The organism is Erwinia plantamica, from assembly GCF_043420595.1.
In the GTDB taxonomy this organism is placed as follows: Bacteria; Pseudomonadota; Gammaproteobacteria; order Enterobacterales; family Enterobacteriaceae; genus Erwinia; species Erwinia aeris.
Window position 1 is genome coordinate 35,915 of sequence record NZ_JBGCUC010000006.1, and the last position, 14,971, is coordinate 50,885.

General features: G+C 58.7%; 14 protein-coding genes. 9 read left to right on the plus strand and 5 right to left on the minus strand.

The annotated features are described in order from the left end of the window. Nucleotides 1–84 precede the first annotated feature (84 nt). The 3 genes from AB3U87_RS07615 (at nt 85) to ppnP (ending at nt 1,701) form a co-directional block, all read left to right on the plus strand. Nucleotides 85–276, plus strand: a complete 192-nt coding sequence (locus tag AB3U87_RS07615; protein WP_125288368.1) for a YaiA family protein — start codon at nt 85–87, stop codon at nt 274–276. 382 nt (nt 277–658) lie between these two features. Then, entirely contained in the window at nt 659–1,366 is a 708-nt protein-coding gene (locus AB3U87_RS07620; RefSeq protein WP_253455109.1) for an AroM family protein, read from the plus strand. Between the two features lie 44 nt (nt 1,367–1,410). Then, nucleotides 1,411–1,701: a pyrimidine/purine nucleoside phosphorylase gene (gene ppnP / locus AB3U87_RS07625; protein WP_253455108.1), complete on the plus strand. Its 291-nt coding sequence runs from the start codon at nt 1,411–1,413 to the stop codon at nt 1,699–1,701. 98 nt (nt 1,702–1,799) lie between these two features. Here the strand turns inward: ppnP and rdgC are convergent, their stop codons facing one another. Beyond that, a complete protein-coding gene (rdgC, locus tag AB3U87_RS07630; RefSeq protein WP_253455107.1) occupies nt 1,800–2,711 on the minus strand; it encodes a recombination-associated protein RdgC in 912 nt (303 codons plus the stop codon). A 92-nt stretch (nt 2,712–2,803) separates the two neighbouring features. Next, nucleotides 2,804–4,168, minus strand: coding sequence for an ethanolamine permease (gene eat / locus AB3U87_RS07635; protein ID WP_394148802.1), 1,365 nt, complete (start codon nt 4,166–4,168; stop codon nt 2,804–2,806). Between the two features lie 218 nt (nt 4,169–4,386). On the opposite strand from eat, the gene AB3U87_RS07640 reads away from it, so the two are divergent. Together AB3U87_RS07640 and qhpR are read left to right on the plus strand one after the other, a co-directional pair. Further along, complete coding sequence (locus tag AB3U87_RS07640; protein ID WP_253461093.1) at nt 4,387–5,391, plus strand: phosphotransferase enzyme family protein; 1,005 nt, start codon at nt 4,387–4,389, stop codon at nt 5,389–5,391. 62 nt (nt 5,392–5,453) lie between these two features. Next, nucleotides 5,454–6,506 carry an AraC-like transcriptional regulator QhpR gene (gene qhpR, locus AB3U87_RS07645; protein WP_394148803.1) on the plus strand — a complete coding sequence of 351 codons (1,053 nt, stop codon included), beginning with the start codon at nt 5,454–5,456 and terminating at the stop codon, nt 6,504–6,506. Between the two features lie 36 nt (nt 6,507–6,542). Here qhpR and AB3U87_RS07650 read toward each other — a convergent pair whose 3' ends face one another. Then, nucleotides 6,543–6,944 carry a cell envelope integrity TolA C-terminal domain-containing protein gene (locus AB3U87_RS07650; RefSeq protein WP_394148804.1) on the minus strand — a complete coding sequence of 134 codons (402 nt, stop codon included), beginning with the start codon at nt 6,942–6,944 and terminating at the stop codon, nt 6,543–6,545. A 238-nt stretch (nt 6,945–7,182) separates the two neighbouring features. On the opposite strand from AB3U87_RS07650, the gene AB3U87_RS07655 reads away from it, so the two are divergent. From AB3U87_RS07655 to AB3U87_RS07665, 3 genes are read left to right on the plus strand one after another with little or no spacing between them, the layout of a single operon-like run. Then, complete coding sequence (locus tag AB3U87_RS07655) at nt 7,183–7,860, plus strand: CsgG/HfaB family protein (protein WP_253455103.1); 678 nt, start codon at nt 7,183–7,185, stop codon at nt 7,858–7,860. Between the two features lie 11 nt (nt 7,861–7,871). Further along, entirely contained in the window at nt 7,872–8,225 is a 354-nt protein-coding gene (locus tag AB3U87_RS07660; protein WP_253455101.1) for a DUF4810 domain-containing protein, read from the plus strand. Continuing rightward, nucleotides 8,225–8,872, plus strand: a complete 648-nt coding sequence (locus AB3U87_RS07665; protein WP_301252291.1) for a DUF799 domain-containing protein — start codon at nt 8,225–8,227, stop codon at nt 8,870–8,872. Before AB3U87_RS07660 ends, AB3U87_RS07665 begins: the two co-directional genes overlap by 1 nt. 329 nt (nt 8,873–9,201) lie before the next feature. Here AB3U87_RS07665 and AB3U87_RS07670 read toward each other — a convergent pair whose 3' ends face one another. Continuing rightward, nucleotides 9,202–12,870, minus strand: coding sequence for an SbcC/MukB-like Walker B domain-containing protein (locus AB3U87_RS07670; RefSeq protein ID WP_394148805.1), 3,669 nt, complete (start codon nt 12,868–12,870; stop codon nt 9,202–9,204). Beyond that, nucleotides 12,867–14,075 (minus strand): exonuclease subunit SbcD, encoded by a 1,209-nt coding sequence (sbcD, locus tag AB3U87_RS07675; RefSeq protein ID WP_253455092.1) that lies wholly within the window; start codon nt 14,073–14,075, stop codon nt 12,867–12,869. Before sbcD ends, AB3U87_RS07670 begins: the two co-directional genes overlap by 4 nt. 198 nt (nt 14,076–14,273) lie before the next feature. Between sbcD and phoB the strand changes: the two genes are divergently transcribed. Next, on the plus strand, nt 14,274–14,963 hold the full coding sequence (phoB, locus tag AB3U87_RS07680; protein ID WP_125288383.1) for a phosphate response regulator transcription factor PhoB: 690 nt from the start codon (nt 14,274–14,276) through the stop codon (nt 14,961–14,963). The last annotated feature ends 8 nt before the right edge of the window (nt 14,964–14,971 follow it).

Sequence of the window (14,971 nt, forward strand, 5' to 3'; positions counted from 1 at the left end):
AGCCTTTGTCTATACTTGAAGTACGGAAGCTGGCCGCGCGGTAAATCCCGGCCAGCTCGGTAATACTTTAAGGAGGGAAAAGATATGCCTGGCAGACCGCCCTATCCTCGTGAAGCGCATATTGTTCCGATAAAAAAAGGAACGGAAGAAAATTGTGTCACCTGGTACGAACTTCGTGCCGATCATCCTAAGCCGGATACGCTAATTAGTGAGCACCAAAGCGAGCAGGAAGCGGTCGACGCTAAAGCTCGTTATGAAGATATCGAAAAAGAGTAACGCATGACGGCATGGACGCCGTAAAACACCGGGGCACAGCAAGGCGTGGTTAAAATGTAAGCGCTACCACCTGTAATTCAGGCGAATCTTCTGCCAAAACGACCGCTGTTGTTGCGACAGCAAGCTGTCTGGCTCAAGCAAAAAATAATTTTGCGGCAGAAGACAAATTACCAACATAATTTGCTGTGTATTGATATTTGTATCATGGGATCCGGGCTTGACCGAAAGCGACTGGCGTCATATTTTCGCTGCAAGTTTATAAGCCTGACGCTTCCATCGCCTTTAACTGGACAGACCATTGACCGAGATCTTCACCACTCCGCTTTCCCATCCAAATCCGTCGTCTTTTTCCGGAACTGATATCCTGTTTTCCGGAAGTTTTATGTCCGACGTGTTTAATGAGGCAGAAAGCAATACCCACAAACTGGCTACCTTAACCTTAGGAAAGGCGCCTCGCAGAGATCTGCTGCCTCTGCTGCTGGAACACCTGCCTGAAGAGAATATCGCACACTTCGGATTGCTTGACGGCCTTTCAGCGGCCGACATCGAACAGCGTTATGGGCCGGTAGCGGGCGAAAAGGTGACGATGACGCACATGGAGGATGGCTCTTTCGTTATTCTCTCTGCCGCGAAGGTCGAGGCATCCCTGCAAAAGTTGATCAACAAGCTGGAAGCGGAAGGATTTGAAAATATTCTGGTTCTTTGCGCAGGCGAGTACAAAAACCTTAAGACCAGCAGCGCTGTTCTGCTGGATGCGTACCGTATGCTGCCGCCGTTGGTTAACGCCATTACCGACGGCCATCAGGTCGGCGTCATGGTGGCGCGAAAAGAATATCTGGGCGAGCAGGGCTATAAGTGGCAAAGTCTGTCTTCAAGACCTCGCTTTGCCGTAGCCAATCCCTGGGTAAAGCACGACGACGAGCTGATTGACGCCGCGCTACAGCTTCAGGAGCAGGGCGCCGATGTTGTGGTGCTGGACTGCCTGGGCTATCAGCAGCGTCATCGTGATTTCTTACAAAAACTGCTGGGTATCCCTGTACTGCTCTCCAACGTGCTGCTGGCCGGACTGGCCGCAGAGCTGGTAGCGTAACGATTACGGGCCGCCCGTTTTCATCTCTGATAAAGGATAGTGCCATGCTCAACGTCAGCGAGTACTTCGAAGGAAAAGTGAAATCGATCGGGTTTGACAGCGCCAGCACAGGGCGCGCCAGCGTCGGCGTGATGGCGGAAGGGGAGTATACTTTTAGCACCGGCGATCCGGAAGAGATGACCGTGGTCAGCGGCTCGTTTAAAGTGCTGCTGCCGGGCGAAACCGAATGGCGTCACTACGATCCGGGCCAGGTTTTCAACGTGCCGGGCCACAGCGAGTTTCACCTGCAGGTAGCCGAACCTTCTTCCTACCTTTGCCGTTACCTGAAAGCGTGATGCAGAGAGGCCGGGCATCCGGCCTTCGTGTTTCCTGGCTTTGCTGGTATCTGCAAGCGTGATGCAGAGAGGCCGGGCATCCGGCCTCCGTGCTTTGCTTAACGCTGCGCTTCGCCGCCCAGCGCTTCGATAGTATTGGCTATCAGTGCAGACAGCTCGCCGGTCATCAGGATAAAGTCGGCATCAAAGCGTGCCGCCACGTCTTCCCTGTCGATGTCGTCATTCTGCTCGCGCAGCGTATCGGCGAACTTCAGGCGTTTCAACGATCCGTCGTCCGACAGCACCAGCTGCACGCGTTCCTGCCAGTCCAGCGCCAGCTTCGTCACCAGCTTGCCCGCTTCGATATGATTAGCGATTTCATCGCACACTAGATCCTGCTTTTTACAGCGGATCACGCCGCCGTCTTCCAGCAGCGCTTTCAGCTCCGCTTCATCCATCAGCGCAAAGCCCGCCGGCGTATCACCGGAGCGAACCCATTCGGTCAGCGTCAGCTCAATCGGGCTTTCCAGCGTTAGCGGTACCACCGGCAGCGACCCCAGGCTTTTACGCAGCAGGGCCAGCGTATCTTCCGCTTTTTTGGCGCTGGCGCAGTCGACCATAATCATGTTGTTAACGGTGTCGATCCAGACAAAGGTCTGGCTGAAGCGGCTGAAGGCGCGCGGCAGCAGGCTGTGCAGCACTTCATCCTTTAACGAATCCTTTTCCGTTTTCTTCAGCTTGCGCTGCTGCTCCGCTTCCAGCTTGCTGATTTTCGCTTCCAGCGCCTGTTTGATCACCGGCGACGGCAGGATTTTCTCCTCTTTGCGGGCGCAGATCAGGATCTGTCCGTTATTGACGTGGGTCAGCGCATCGCTTTTGGATCCCATCGGCGCAACCCAGCCGGTTTTCGCCATGTCCTGACTGCCGCAGGGAGTGAAAGAGAATGCCTCAAGTTGTTTTTCCATTTCGTCTGCCGCCAGCGGGATCTCGCGATTCAGACGATATACCATCAAATTTTTAAACCACAGCATTGTACTTTCCCTCTCCGGCGCGTCATGCGCGCTCATTCAAAGTCAGCGCGCATGATAGCGAATCGGCGACGGGGTTTCATTGCCTTTTGTCGTTATTCTCCGACCAGCATCGCATCGCGCGGCGCGCTGGCGCGCTGGGCTTTGGTCAGCAGGAAATAGCCGTAGCCAGCGGCCATTAACAGCGCAAACAGCCCGCCAATAACCGGGTTAAACCACAGCATCGCCACCAGGCAGACCAGCGCCAGCAGCAGCGCGATGCCGGGCACAACAGGGTAGCCCGGCGCGCGGAAACTGCGTGCCAGATCCGGCGCGCTACGCCGCAGGCGGAACAGGCTTAACATACTCATCAGGTACATTACGATGGCACCAAACACCGCCATGGTGATCATCGCCGCCGTCAGCGTCATGCCCTGAAGATTGATCCAGCCGTCGCTAAAAATGGCGGCGATACCAATCACGCCGCCGGCGATAATAGCGCGGTGCGGCGTCTGAAAACGGGAAAGCTTCGCCAGCCCGGCGGGCAGGTAGCCCGCGCGAGAAAGCGCGAAGAACTGGCGCGAATAGCCGAGAATAATGCCGTGGAAGCTGGCGACCAGGCCAAAAAGACCGATCCAGACCAGCATATGCATCCAGTTAGAGTGCTCGCCGACAATCATTTTCATGGCCTGCGGCAGCGGGTCGTTGATGTCCGAAAGCCTGCGCCAGTCGCCCGCGCCGCCCGCCAGCAGCATCACGCCAATCGCCAGCACCACCAGCGTCAGGATCCCGGCGATATAGGCCTTAGGGATGGTGCGTTTGGGATCGCGGGCCTCTTCGGCCGCCATCGCCGCGCCTTCAATGGCCAGAAAAAACCAGATGGCAAAAGGGATAGCGGCAAAAATGCCGGAGACGGCGGGCAGGCCGAAGCTTTCGCTGCCCGCCCAGCCGTGCGCGGTAAAATTGCTCAGGCTGAAGCCCGGTGCGACCACGCCCATAAAGACCAGCAGCTCGATCACCGCCAGCACCGTCACCACCAGTTCAAACATGGCCGCCAGCCTGACGCCCAGGATATTCAGCGTCATAAAAATCAGGTAAGCGCTGACCGCGGCATATTTAGGATTCAATCCCGGATACTGCACGTTAAGGTAAGCGCCGATCGCCATGGCAATGGCCGGGGGAGCGAAGACAAACTCAATCAGCGTCGCCATACCGGCGATCAGCCCGCCGGTTTCGCCAAAGGCGCGGCGGCTGTAGGCGAAAGGGCCGCCCGCGTGCGGAAGCGCCGTGGTCAGTTCGGTAAAGCTGAAGATAAAGCAGGTGTACATAAGGGCAATCAGGGCGGTCGTCACCAGAAAACCCATGGTGCCCGCCACGCCCCAGCCGTAGCTCCAGCCGAAATATTCGCCGGAAATGACCAGGCCTACCGCAATGCCCCACAAATGTATCGTGCCCAGACCAGGCTTTAGCTTGCTTGTCATATCGCTGTTCCCGCCAGTAAGTGTTGATTGATAATGCAGCCGTCGTCCCGGGGAAACTTGACGCGGGCATAAGGATTTTTGCGCTCTGCTGTCAACTCACAAGCAAAAAAAGTGCCCGCTGTACGCTAAAGTCAAAAGAGGGTTACCTGCGGTCAAGCGATTGAGGAAGCGTCACGCCATGCTGGTTCAGGCCGTATCAACTTCTTTCGGGAGCCACACTGATGACCAGCCAATATGACGACCTGACCAATGCCGCGCTGCTGGCGCTTGCCCACCGCGCTCTGAGCCGCTATCCGGCCGCTTTACAGGGCAAACTCAGCCTGCTTTGCCGCTCGGAGAACGCTACCTTTCTGCTGGAGGCCGCCGGAAAACGCTATGCGCTGCGCCTGCATCGCGGCAATTATCATCAGCGCGCCGATATCCTCAGCGAGCTGCGCTGGCTGGATGCGCTGCGCGAAACGGGTATCGTGGTGCCGCAGGCGCTTGCCGATCGGGAAGGGCAGACCGTTCAGGATTTGCGGCTGGCGGACGGCAGCCTGCGCCACGCGGTGCTGTTCGACTGGATCGAAGGCGAGATGCCGGACACCGACGTCGATCCCCGCGCGTTCCAGGATCTTGGCCAAATCACCGCGCGGCTGCATCAGCACAGCAAAAGCTGGCAAAAACCGGCGGGTTTCCAGCGCATCATCTGGGATCATCAGACCATGGTCAGCCCGCAAAGCCACTGGGGCGACTGGCGAGACGCGCCGGGCTTGCGGCGTGACGATCGCGGCGTGGTGGAGCAGGCCATTACCCGCGCTGGCGAAGAGCTGGCCCGATTCGGCAAAGATCCTTCCCGCTATGGCCTGATCCATGCCGATCTGCGCCTGACCAATTTGCTGCGGCATAAAGGCGAAACGCGGGTGATTGACTTCGACGACTGCGGCATGGGCTGGTATCTGCACGATCTTGCGGCAGCCATCAGCTTTGTGGAGCACCATCCTCGTGCAGCGCAATGGGTGGACAACTGGATCAAAGGCTATGAGCAGGTGGCGCATATCAGCGATGCGGAGCTGGCGCTGGTGCCGACGCTGCTTATCCAGCGCCGTATACAGCTGCTGGCCTGGGTCGGCTCGCACGCGCAGACCGCGATGGCGCTGAGCCTGGGGCCGCAGTGGGCCGATCATTCGGTGCGCCTCTGCCATCGCTACCTTGAAACCAGCGAGCTGCCGGTGGGCGCTTAGCCGCCAGCTGGTATAGAAATTGCTGAGTAAGCAGAATGTTTTCTGCAGCGAGGCGATAAATAATGGAAAGCGGAGCGATCAAACGGCCTGAGATGGCAGCGGTGCTGAATGCTGGCTGTAACCATGGCGTGCTGGCCGCCGCTGCCAGCGGCCTCGGTGAATTTATCACGGAAAAAGGCGGCGACGTCGACCGCATTTTCGGCGTCAGCGGCATCGATCCGGAGCAGCTCGCCAGCCCGACGCTGAGCCTGGGGCTGGTTAACTACTGCCGGGTAATGGAGGAAGCGGCGCGCTGCTCAGGGTTTGATAACTTCGGTTTGCACTACGGCAGGCAGTTTAAACCGCAGTCATTAGGCCTGATTGGCTATGTCGGGCTTTGCTCCGCCACGCTGGAGCAGGCGCTGCACAACGTCGTCAACGCTTTTCCGTGGCATCAGCACGATACCCTGACGCGGCTGACCGACAAAGGCGACTGCTGGCGTCTGGACTACCAGGTGCGCCACGGCGCGATTTTATGCCGCAGGCAGGACGCCGAGCTGACGATGGGCATGTTTATGAACCTGATCCGTCACGTTGCCGGCAGGCACTGGGCGCCAAGAGAAGTGCACTTTGAACATCCCCGCCCCGAGCAGTGGCATGAGCACTGCAAAGTCTTTGACGCACCGGTTTGGTTTGAACAGCCCTGCAATGCGATGATCATCCCTAAAAAAGAGCTGACGCGCGCGATGCCGGAAAGCGATCCGATGCTGCTGCTGGTGATGCAGGACGCGATCCGGCGTCTGAACAGCGCGACGCCGCGCCAGAGCGTGGTCGATCGGGCGCGTTCGCAGGTGCGTCTGATGCTGATGCAGGGCGAGCCGGCGCTGCCCGAGGTGGCGGAAAAAATGGGCATGTCGAGCTGGTCGCTCCAGCGCCGCCTGCGCGAAGAGAACCTGAGCTTTACCGCGCTGGTGGATAAGGTGCGCTGCGAGCTGGCGACCTCGTATTTACAGCAGCGGCAGCTGCCGGTATCCGAAATGGCGCTGCTGCTGGGTTATTCAGAAGTCAGCGCCTTTTCGCGCGCTTTTCGGCGCTGGTTTGGCGTCAGCCCGCGCCAGTGGCGGCAGGCCAGCTAGTCCGGCTTAAGCTCGATAGCCATTGAAGCCGGCCAGCTAGTCAGGCTTCAGCTCGATAACCATTGAGGTCGGCAGCGAAGGCGGCGGCGGCGGCAGGTTTTCCGCGCTGCCGATCACGCCCCATGCTTTCAGGCAGAGCTGTTCATCGCCCCGGGTGCTCTGTACGCCGTAGCGGCCGTTCTGGCGCCAGGTGACGGTGACGGTACAGGCGCGTCCATGATAGCGATGCGCATTGTAAAAATTGCGCTGAATGCCGTACTGCATCTCAGCGAAATAGCGACAGTTATTCTCCGTGCGGCCGCTACAGACTTTGTCTGCCCATGCCTGCATCTCCTGCGGCGTGGCCGGTACAGGACGCGGCTCTTCTGGCGGAGAGTGGCAGGCCGTCAGCAGCAGCGCCAGCAGCGGCAGTCCGCTTTTAATCATTCCCGATGGCATTTTTTTCCCATGATTACTAAAGGTTTTCTGATGTAAGCCGATAGTTTAGCCTGTTAGCCTCAGGCTGACAGGTTATTCCGGCGATCCTGGGCCATTTACAGATTATTTCCCTGTCATGGCCAGGCAGTAAAATACCGCTTGTTCGTCAAACGCTATTATTTCCTGTGTTTTTCTGCATCATTATTGTATTCTGCGCGCGGACGCTGGATGTATTTTTTTATTCATGGAAAAGAAAAGAATGAAATATCGTTATAACCTTGTTGCTTTTTCTTTATTAAGCTGCGCGCTGCTTAGCGGCTGCGCCACCGAATCCTCCCGAGCTATTGAAGCGCCGCAGGTAGCTGCCGCCAGCCAGCCGGTATATCAGGGCGCAAAAAGCCCGATAGCCATTGGCAAATTCGATAACCGCTCTTCTTATATGAACGGTATTTTCTCTGACGGCGTGGATCGCCTGGGCAATCAGTCTAAAACCATTCTTATTACTCATCTGCAACAAACCGGTCGTTTTAACGTGCTGGATCGTGCCAACCTTGATGAGCTGAAAAACGAAGCGGGCTATAAGCACAGTACTCAAACGATTAAAGGCGCGGATTACGTTATCACCGGTGATATTACCGAATTCGGTCGTAAAGAAGTCGGCGATCAGCAGCTGTGGGGCATCCTGGGCCGTGGCAAAACGCAGGTAGCCTATGCAAAGGTCAACCTGAACGTTGTCGACGTGGCGACCTCAGAAGTGGTCTACTCCGTGCAGGGCGCGGGCGAATACGCACTCTCCAACCGCGAAGTCATCGGCTTTGGCGGCACCGCCAGCTACGACTCCACGCTTAATGGCAAGGTCATGGACCTGGCGGTACGCGAAGCGGTAAATCATCTGGTCAGCGGTCTGGAATCAGGCGCGTGGCGTCCGGTTAAATAACGGAGAAAAAAATGCGAGTAATAAAATATACCGCAGCGGTCGCCACGGCACTGCTGTTAACTGCCTGCGCGCAGAAAAAAGAAAATATCTATTACTGGGGCGACTACCAGAATTCGCTTTACAGCTTTTATCAAAACGGCAGCGCGCCGGAAAAAGAAATCGCTACGCTGAATAAAGTGATTGAAGAGGCGAAAGCAAAAAATAAACCGGTGGCACCGGGCCTGCACGCGCAGCTGGGATTACTTTATGTTAACGCTGGCCAGCCCGATTTAGCTTTCCAACAGTTTACCGCCGAGAAAACGGCTTTTCCTGAGTCCGCTTCTTATATGGATTTCCTGATGCGTAATAAGCAGGGAGCAAAATAATGAAAAAGCTTTTCGCCTTTACCGCTCTGCTGGCCGTTATCACGCTGACCGGCTGCGCAAAGAAAACGCCGCATGACTACAGCGCGTTTCGCGCCAGCAAGCCCGCTTCCATTCTGGTACTGCCTGCGGAGAACCACACAACGGATATCGCGGCGGCGCACAGCCTTACTTCGCTGGTCACCCAGCCGCTGGCGGAATCCGGCTATTACGTTTTCCCCGTGGCGGTGGTTGAGGAAACCTTTAAGCAGAACGGTCTGAACAACGCCACGGATATTCGCAGCGTTTCCACCACTAAGCTGCACGATATTTTTAACGCCGACGCGGCGCTGTATATCGATATCAACACCTACGGCACTAAATACCTGATCGTGGACAGCGAAACGCGCGTGACCGCTTCGGCAAAACTGGTGGATTTACGCAGCGGCAAGCAGATCTGGAGCGGGTCGGCGACGGCCTCCGATAATGAGAGCAGCAACAATAATCAGTCCGCGCTGGGGATGCTGATCGCCGCCGCCGTGCACCAGATCGCCAGCAACGTCTCGGATAAAGCCCATGATGTCGCGGCCATTACCAGCGCCCGCCTGCTGACGGCTGGCGACGACGGTGCGCTTCTGCCAGGCCCGCGCGCTAAGGCCGGGAAGATCTGACGGTTTACCGTCTGGCTAAGTAAAACGGTGAAGCCTGATGGTTTACCGTTTGGCGAAGGCAAAACGGTGAAATTTGATGGTTTCCCGTCTGGCTATGTAAAACGGTGAAATTTGACGGTTTACCGTCTGGCTAAGTAAAACGGTAAAATCTGATGGTTTACCGTTTGGCGAAGGCAAAACGGCCCGGCCCGCATTCACGCGTGCCGGGCCGTTGCTTTTACAGACTGCCGTCAGCTTTCACAGCCGTTTACAGCGGATGGCGTCCTGGCGCAACGGACACCGTCACGCTGCCGGAGCAGGGCGCTGCCGCCATCCGTATCTCGGCAGATTCAGCCCGGCACTTCCAGTCGGCTGTAACCCAGTCCGTTGATTTTGCGCACCTTGATCTGCACCGGGATACGCTCTTTCATCGCTTCCACATGGCTGATTACGCCAATGGTTTTACCGCTGGCGTTCAGCGCGTCCAGCGCATCCAGCGCGCCGTCCAGGGTAGCGGCATCCAGCGTGCCGAAGCCTTCGTCCAGAAACAGCGATTCGATCTGCGTTTTATGGCTGACCAGATCCGAGAGCGCCAGCGCCAGCGCCAGGCTCACCAGAAAACTTTCGCCGCCGGAAAGGGTGCGCGTATCGCGCAGCGCGTCCGCCTGCCAGGTATCCACGACCTGCAGCTCCAGCGCCTCCTGCGATTTGCGCTGGAGCAAATAGCGGCCGTGCAGGCGGTTTAGCTGGTTGTTCGCCAGCCAGACAAGATGATCCAGCGTCAGGCCCTGGGCGAATTTGCGGAACTTATCGCCTTCCTTCGAGCCGATAAGCTGATTGAGATAGCTCCAGTCTTCTACCTGGCGCGTTTCCTGCTCAATGGTCGCCAGCAGGTTTTTTTGCTGTTCGCGGCGATCCGCATCACTGCTGAGCTGCTGTCGCGTCTCGCCCTGCTGACGGGCGTTTTCTTTCAGCTGTTGCGAGAGGCTTTCCACGGCGGCGTGCAGCGCAGAAGGATCTTCCGGCAGATCCTGCGGCTTTTCCGGCAGCGCCGCCAGGGTTTTTTCTGCCTGAGCCAGCAGGATCGCTGCCTGCTGGCGTCGCTGCTCGTGCGTTTTCTGTAGCGCCTGCAGCTGCCGCAGCCGATCTTCATCCAGCAGCGCCGCCGTAAAGGCCGCCTCGCTGCTGAAGTCGCTGGCTTCCAGCGCCGCGCTAAAGGCCTGCTGCGCCTGTTCCAGCCTGTGCGCCAGCACGGTCAGCTGCTCGTCCAGCGAATTATGCTGTCCGGTCAGGGTATTTAACTGGTTCTGCCGCTGCTGCCACTGCTGCTGTAGCTGCTGGCCGCGCTCAAGATGCTGCTGCGACAGCGCGCGCAGCTGCTGCTGCACCTCGGCCGCCACCTTGTCGCCAAACAGCTGTCGCCGCTGGTCGCGCAGGACGGCCAGCGCCTGTTGACCGGCCTGGCTGCGCTGCTCGCGCTGGATCAGCTGCGCCTGTTCACGCGCGATCTCTTCCTGCAACGCCTGCTGCTGCGCGGCCAGCGCGGTCAGCTGCGAAGCCGAAGCCGTCAGCGACTGCGCAACAGTGTTCCACGCATCCCACTCTTTCTGTCGTTCATGCAGCCAGTTTTCGGTTTCCTCCGCCGGCGGCAGCGTCAGATCCCGTTCGGCCAGCGCAGCGCGCAGGCTGTCATGCTGCTGCTGCGCCTGCTGCTGCTGCTGGGCGAGCGACTGCTCCAGCTCTTCCTGCGTTCTGACAGAAGTAAGCAGTTGCTGACCTGCCAGCTCCTGCTGCTGCTTCATCTCGCTGAGCGCTTTCTGCATTTCCGCCAGCCGATCTTTCTGCTGCTGAAGCTGGCGGGCGCGCTGCTGCAAATCCAGCAGCTGCGCCTGCGTTTCGCTTTCCTGGCGTTCCTGAGCGGTCAGCCAGTCGCTGGTCTGTTGCAGATCGTCCGGCGAAGCGCTCAGGCCCAGCGCCTGCGCCGTGCTCTGCCACTGTTCGCGCAGGCGCGCCGCTTCGCTGTCACTTTCCGTCAGCTCGCGCTGCAGCTTGTCCAGCTGCGCCTGCAGGCTTTTCACCTGTTCGCCTCTGGCGGTGCCGCGATCCTTCAGCTGGTCGACTTCCAGCCTTAAGGCGGCAAGGCGCTGCTGGTTTTCAGAAAGCTCAAGCGCCTGATAGTCGGCGACGGCGGGATGCTGGCAGGAGCCGCACAGCGGGCAGGGCTGTTCCGGCTCCAGCCGGGCGCGATACTGCTCCAGATCGGCGATGCGCTGCTCCAGCTCGCAGCGTTTTTCCAGGTCCTGCAAATGCTGCCGCTTCTCTTTCCAGCCGCTGCGCAGGTTTTGCAGATCGGCCTGCGCCTGCTGGAGCTGCTGCTGCAACGCGGTGCGATCGTTGTGCTGGCTTTGGCTTCGCTGCATCAGCGGCGGCCACTGCGAGGCGATCAGCGCCAGGCGTTGCCGCTGTGGCCGCTGCTGCTGTAGCCTGGTCAGCGAGGCCTGTAGCTGCTCTTCGGAACGCTGCTGCCGCTGGCTGGTTAACGCCGCTTCGGCTTCCGCGACCTGTTTTTGCTGCGCTTCAAGCTGAGCCTGCTGCGGCTGCGCCTGCTGTTCCGCCTGGGCAATCTGCTGCCGTAGTCGGCTGACCGCCTGCTGCTGTTCGTGGATACGCTGGCGCAGCGCGGCCAGCGCCTGTTCGCTTTGCTGCCGCTGTTCGAAGCGCGCGCGCCACAGCGGCAGCGATTCTCCCCAGTGGGCAAAATGGGCGTGCTGCTGCTGCCAGCGCTGCTGCTCCTGCTGGCGGGCCGCGTTTTCCTTGTGCTGGTTTTGGGCCTGATGCAGCGCGGCCTGGCGCGCGTTAAGATGAAGTTGGTAATCGCTTACTTCTTTTTCCAGCGCCTGGTTCTGTTGGGCCAGCGTGTCGATACGGTTATCCAGCGGCAGCAGCTGTTCGGCGATCAGCGTCTCCTGCTGCTGCCTGTCGTTTTCGTGCTGCTGCCGGGCCGCCTCCGCCTTTTTCAGCTCGTCGGCCAGCTCGTCCAGCTGCTGTTGAGCCTGCTGGCGCTGCGTATTGATGTGCTGCTGCTGCTCAGCGAGCGCGAGCCGATCCTGCCGATGCTGATTGCGCAGCAGCCACTGAGGCCGCAGCTTTTCCGCCGGTTCGGCCTGTTGTAGCCAGTTCAGCTGCGGCATCGCTTCCTGCCAGGCCGCTTCCACCTCCTGCTGCCCGGCGACGGCCGCTTCTTTTGCCTGTAGCGCCGTCTGGTACTGCTGGTGCCAGTGCAGCAGCTGCTGCCGATGCTGAAGCTGCGAAGTGAGCGCCTGCTCCTCTGCCAGCAGCCGGGCTGACTGTAACGTAAGCTGTTGAACCTGTTCATTATCCAGCAGCGCCATCCCGGCGGCCTGCGCCCGCAGATTCTCCAGCGCGCCACGGGCGTTTTTATGCCGCTCAAAAACGCTGGCGGAAAGGCGACCGTAGATTTCCGTGCCGGTCAGCTCCTCCAGCAGCTCGGCGCGGCTGTTGGCGTCGGCGTTAAGAAAGGCGGCAAACTGTCCCTGCGAGAGCATCATCGACTTGGTGAAGCGCTCAAAATCCAGCCCGGTCAGCTCGGTCAGCATCTCCAGCTTGTCTTTTACCTTGTCGGCGACGATTTTGTTATTGTCGCAGCGGGCCAGCTCGACGCGCGGTGCCTGAAGATTGCCGTCTACGGCACCGCGTGCGCGGTTCTGGCTCCAGAACGCCCGCCAGGCGACGCCTTTTACTTCAAACTCCACCTCGGCCAGGCATTCTGAGGTATCCCGCGTCATCAGGTCGTTCTGTGACTGCGACAGCTTACCCAGCCGCGACGTTTCGTGATAAAGCGCCAGGCAGATGGCATCCAGCAGCGTGGTTTTGCCCGCGCCGGTCGGGCCGGTAATGGCGAACAGCCCGTTGCTGGCGAACGGTTCGGCGGTAAAGTCAATTTTCCATTCGCCTTTCAACGAGTTGAGGTTTTTAAACCTTAGCGTCAGGATCTTCATGATGGCTCCTCCATGTCCGCCAGCGTCTGGCTGAACAGCAGCGTGGCGCGCGCGATGCGCTCCGGCTCTTCTTCTTCGGCGGCCAGACGGCGCTGAAAGACTTCCTCCACACTCAGCTCGCTCAGGGTTTCGTTGTTCTGCCGGCTGATAATGCTGTCGCGCTGCTCGCGGCTGCGGCGCAGCAGCACCACCTCGACCGGCAGGCTTTCCGTCAGTTCCTGGATACGCCGCTGGAGGTCGTTGAGCCAGGTTTGCGTGGCGATTTCGATATCCAGCCAGACTTTCTGCCCCGTTTCCGGCGGCTGGATCTCGCGCAGCTGGCGCTCGATCTCTTCCAGCGAGCCTTTAATCATCTGCATGGGCTGAAAGAGCGGCACCGTCAGCGGCATGACCTGCTGTAGCTGGCCGTCGGCGAAATCGACCAGGAACACGCTTTTATCGCGTCCCAGCTCGTCAAAGCTGAGCGGAATGGGCGAGCCGCTGTAGCGAATATGATCCGTATCGGCGATGCGCTGCGCGCGGTGAATATGGCCCAGCGCGATATAATCCGCAGGGGGAAAGGCCTGGGCGGGAAAAGCGTCCAGCGTGCCGATATAGATGTCGCGTACGGCGTCGCTTTTGGTGACGCCCATTGTGGTCAGATGGCCGGTGGCAATAATGGGCAGCGGCAGCTCGCCGCGTATTTGCACCGCTGCCGCGTAGCTGCGCTGATAGTGGTGAGTAATCGCTTCCAGCAGCGTCTGCTGTTTTTCCCGTCCCGACTGACCCGCTTTGCTGACGGTAATATCGCGTGGACGTAAAAATGGAATAGCGCAGAGCACCGCGCCGGGCTGACCGTCCCGCTGGTTCAGCATCAGCACCTGATCGGCCGGATCCTCGCTGGCGGCGGCAATCACCCGCGTATTCAGACAGGCCAGCAGCTCGCGCGATTCGTTCAGCATGGCGACGGAGTCGTGGTTGCCCGCCAGAATAATCAGCTGGCAGCCGGTCTGATGCAGCCTGACCACAAACCGATTGTAAAGCTCGCGCGCGTAGCTGGGCGGCGAGCCGGTATCAAACACGTCGCCCGCGACGATCACGGCATCGACCTGATGTTGCTCAACCTGTCCGACCAGCCATGTCAGAAAAGCGTCATGCTCCGGCGCCCGGCTTTTGGTGTAAAAAAACTGGCCCAGATGCCAGTCGGCGGTATGAATAAGTCGCATAGCGTCCCTTCAGTGTCAGGTAAGCGAAACGCCGATTATAAACGCCTGGCCAAAAAACCTCAGCTACGCATTTCCATCCTGCTGAAAGTGTTATAAAACTGATGATTAGCCGGCGCTTTTTTCATAAAAGTGTCATAAATCTGACGCATAATGACGCCGCATATCCAGTGACATTCCGTCACAAACGCAGGAGCAATAATGGCTAAGCGCATTCTGGTGGTCGAAGATGAAGCCCCAATCCGTGAGATGTTGTGTTTTGTGCTGGAGCAAAATGACTATCAGCCGATAGAAGCGGAAGATTATGACAGCGCCATTAATCTGTTGATTGAGCCGTGGCCCGATTTGATCCTGCTGGACTGGATGCTGCCCGGCGGCACCGGTATTCAGTTTATCCGCCATCTGAAGCGCGAGGCGATGACCCGCGATATTCCGGTGATGATGCTGACCGCGCGCGGCGAAGAGGAAGACCGCGTGCGCGGGCTGGAAGTGGGCGCGGACGACTATATTATCAAGCCTTTTTCGCCCAAAGAGCTGGTGGCCCGCATCAAAGCGGTGATGCGCCGTATTTCGCCCATGGCGGTGGAAGAGGTGATTGAAATTCAGGGCCTGAGCCTGGATCCCTCCTCGCACCGCGTGATGTCGGCAACGCAGCCGCTGGAGATGGGGCCGACGGAATATAAGCTGCTGCATTTCTTTATGACGCACCCCGAGCGCGTCTACAGCCGCGAGCAGTTGCTTAATAACGTCTGGGGCACTAACGTGTACGTGGAAGATCGTACTGTAGACGTGCATATTCGCCGTCTGCGTAAGGCACTTGAACTGACCGGGCACGATCGTATGGTGCAGACAGTGCGCGGAACGGGTTACCGCTTCTCTGCGCGTTACTGATTGTCCCC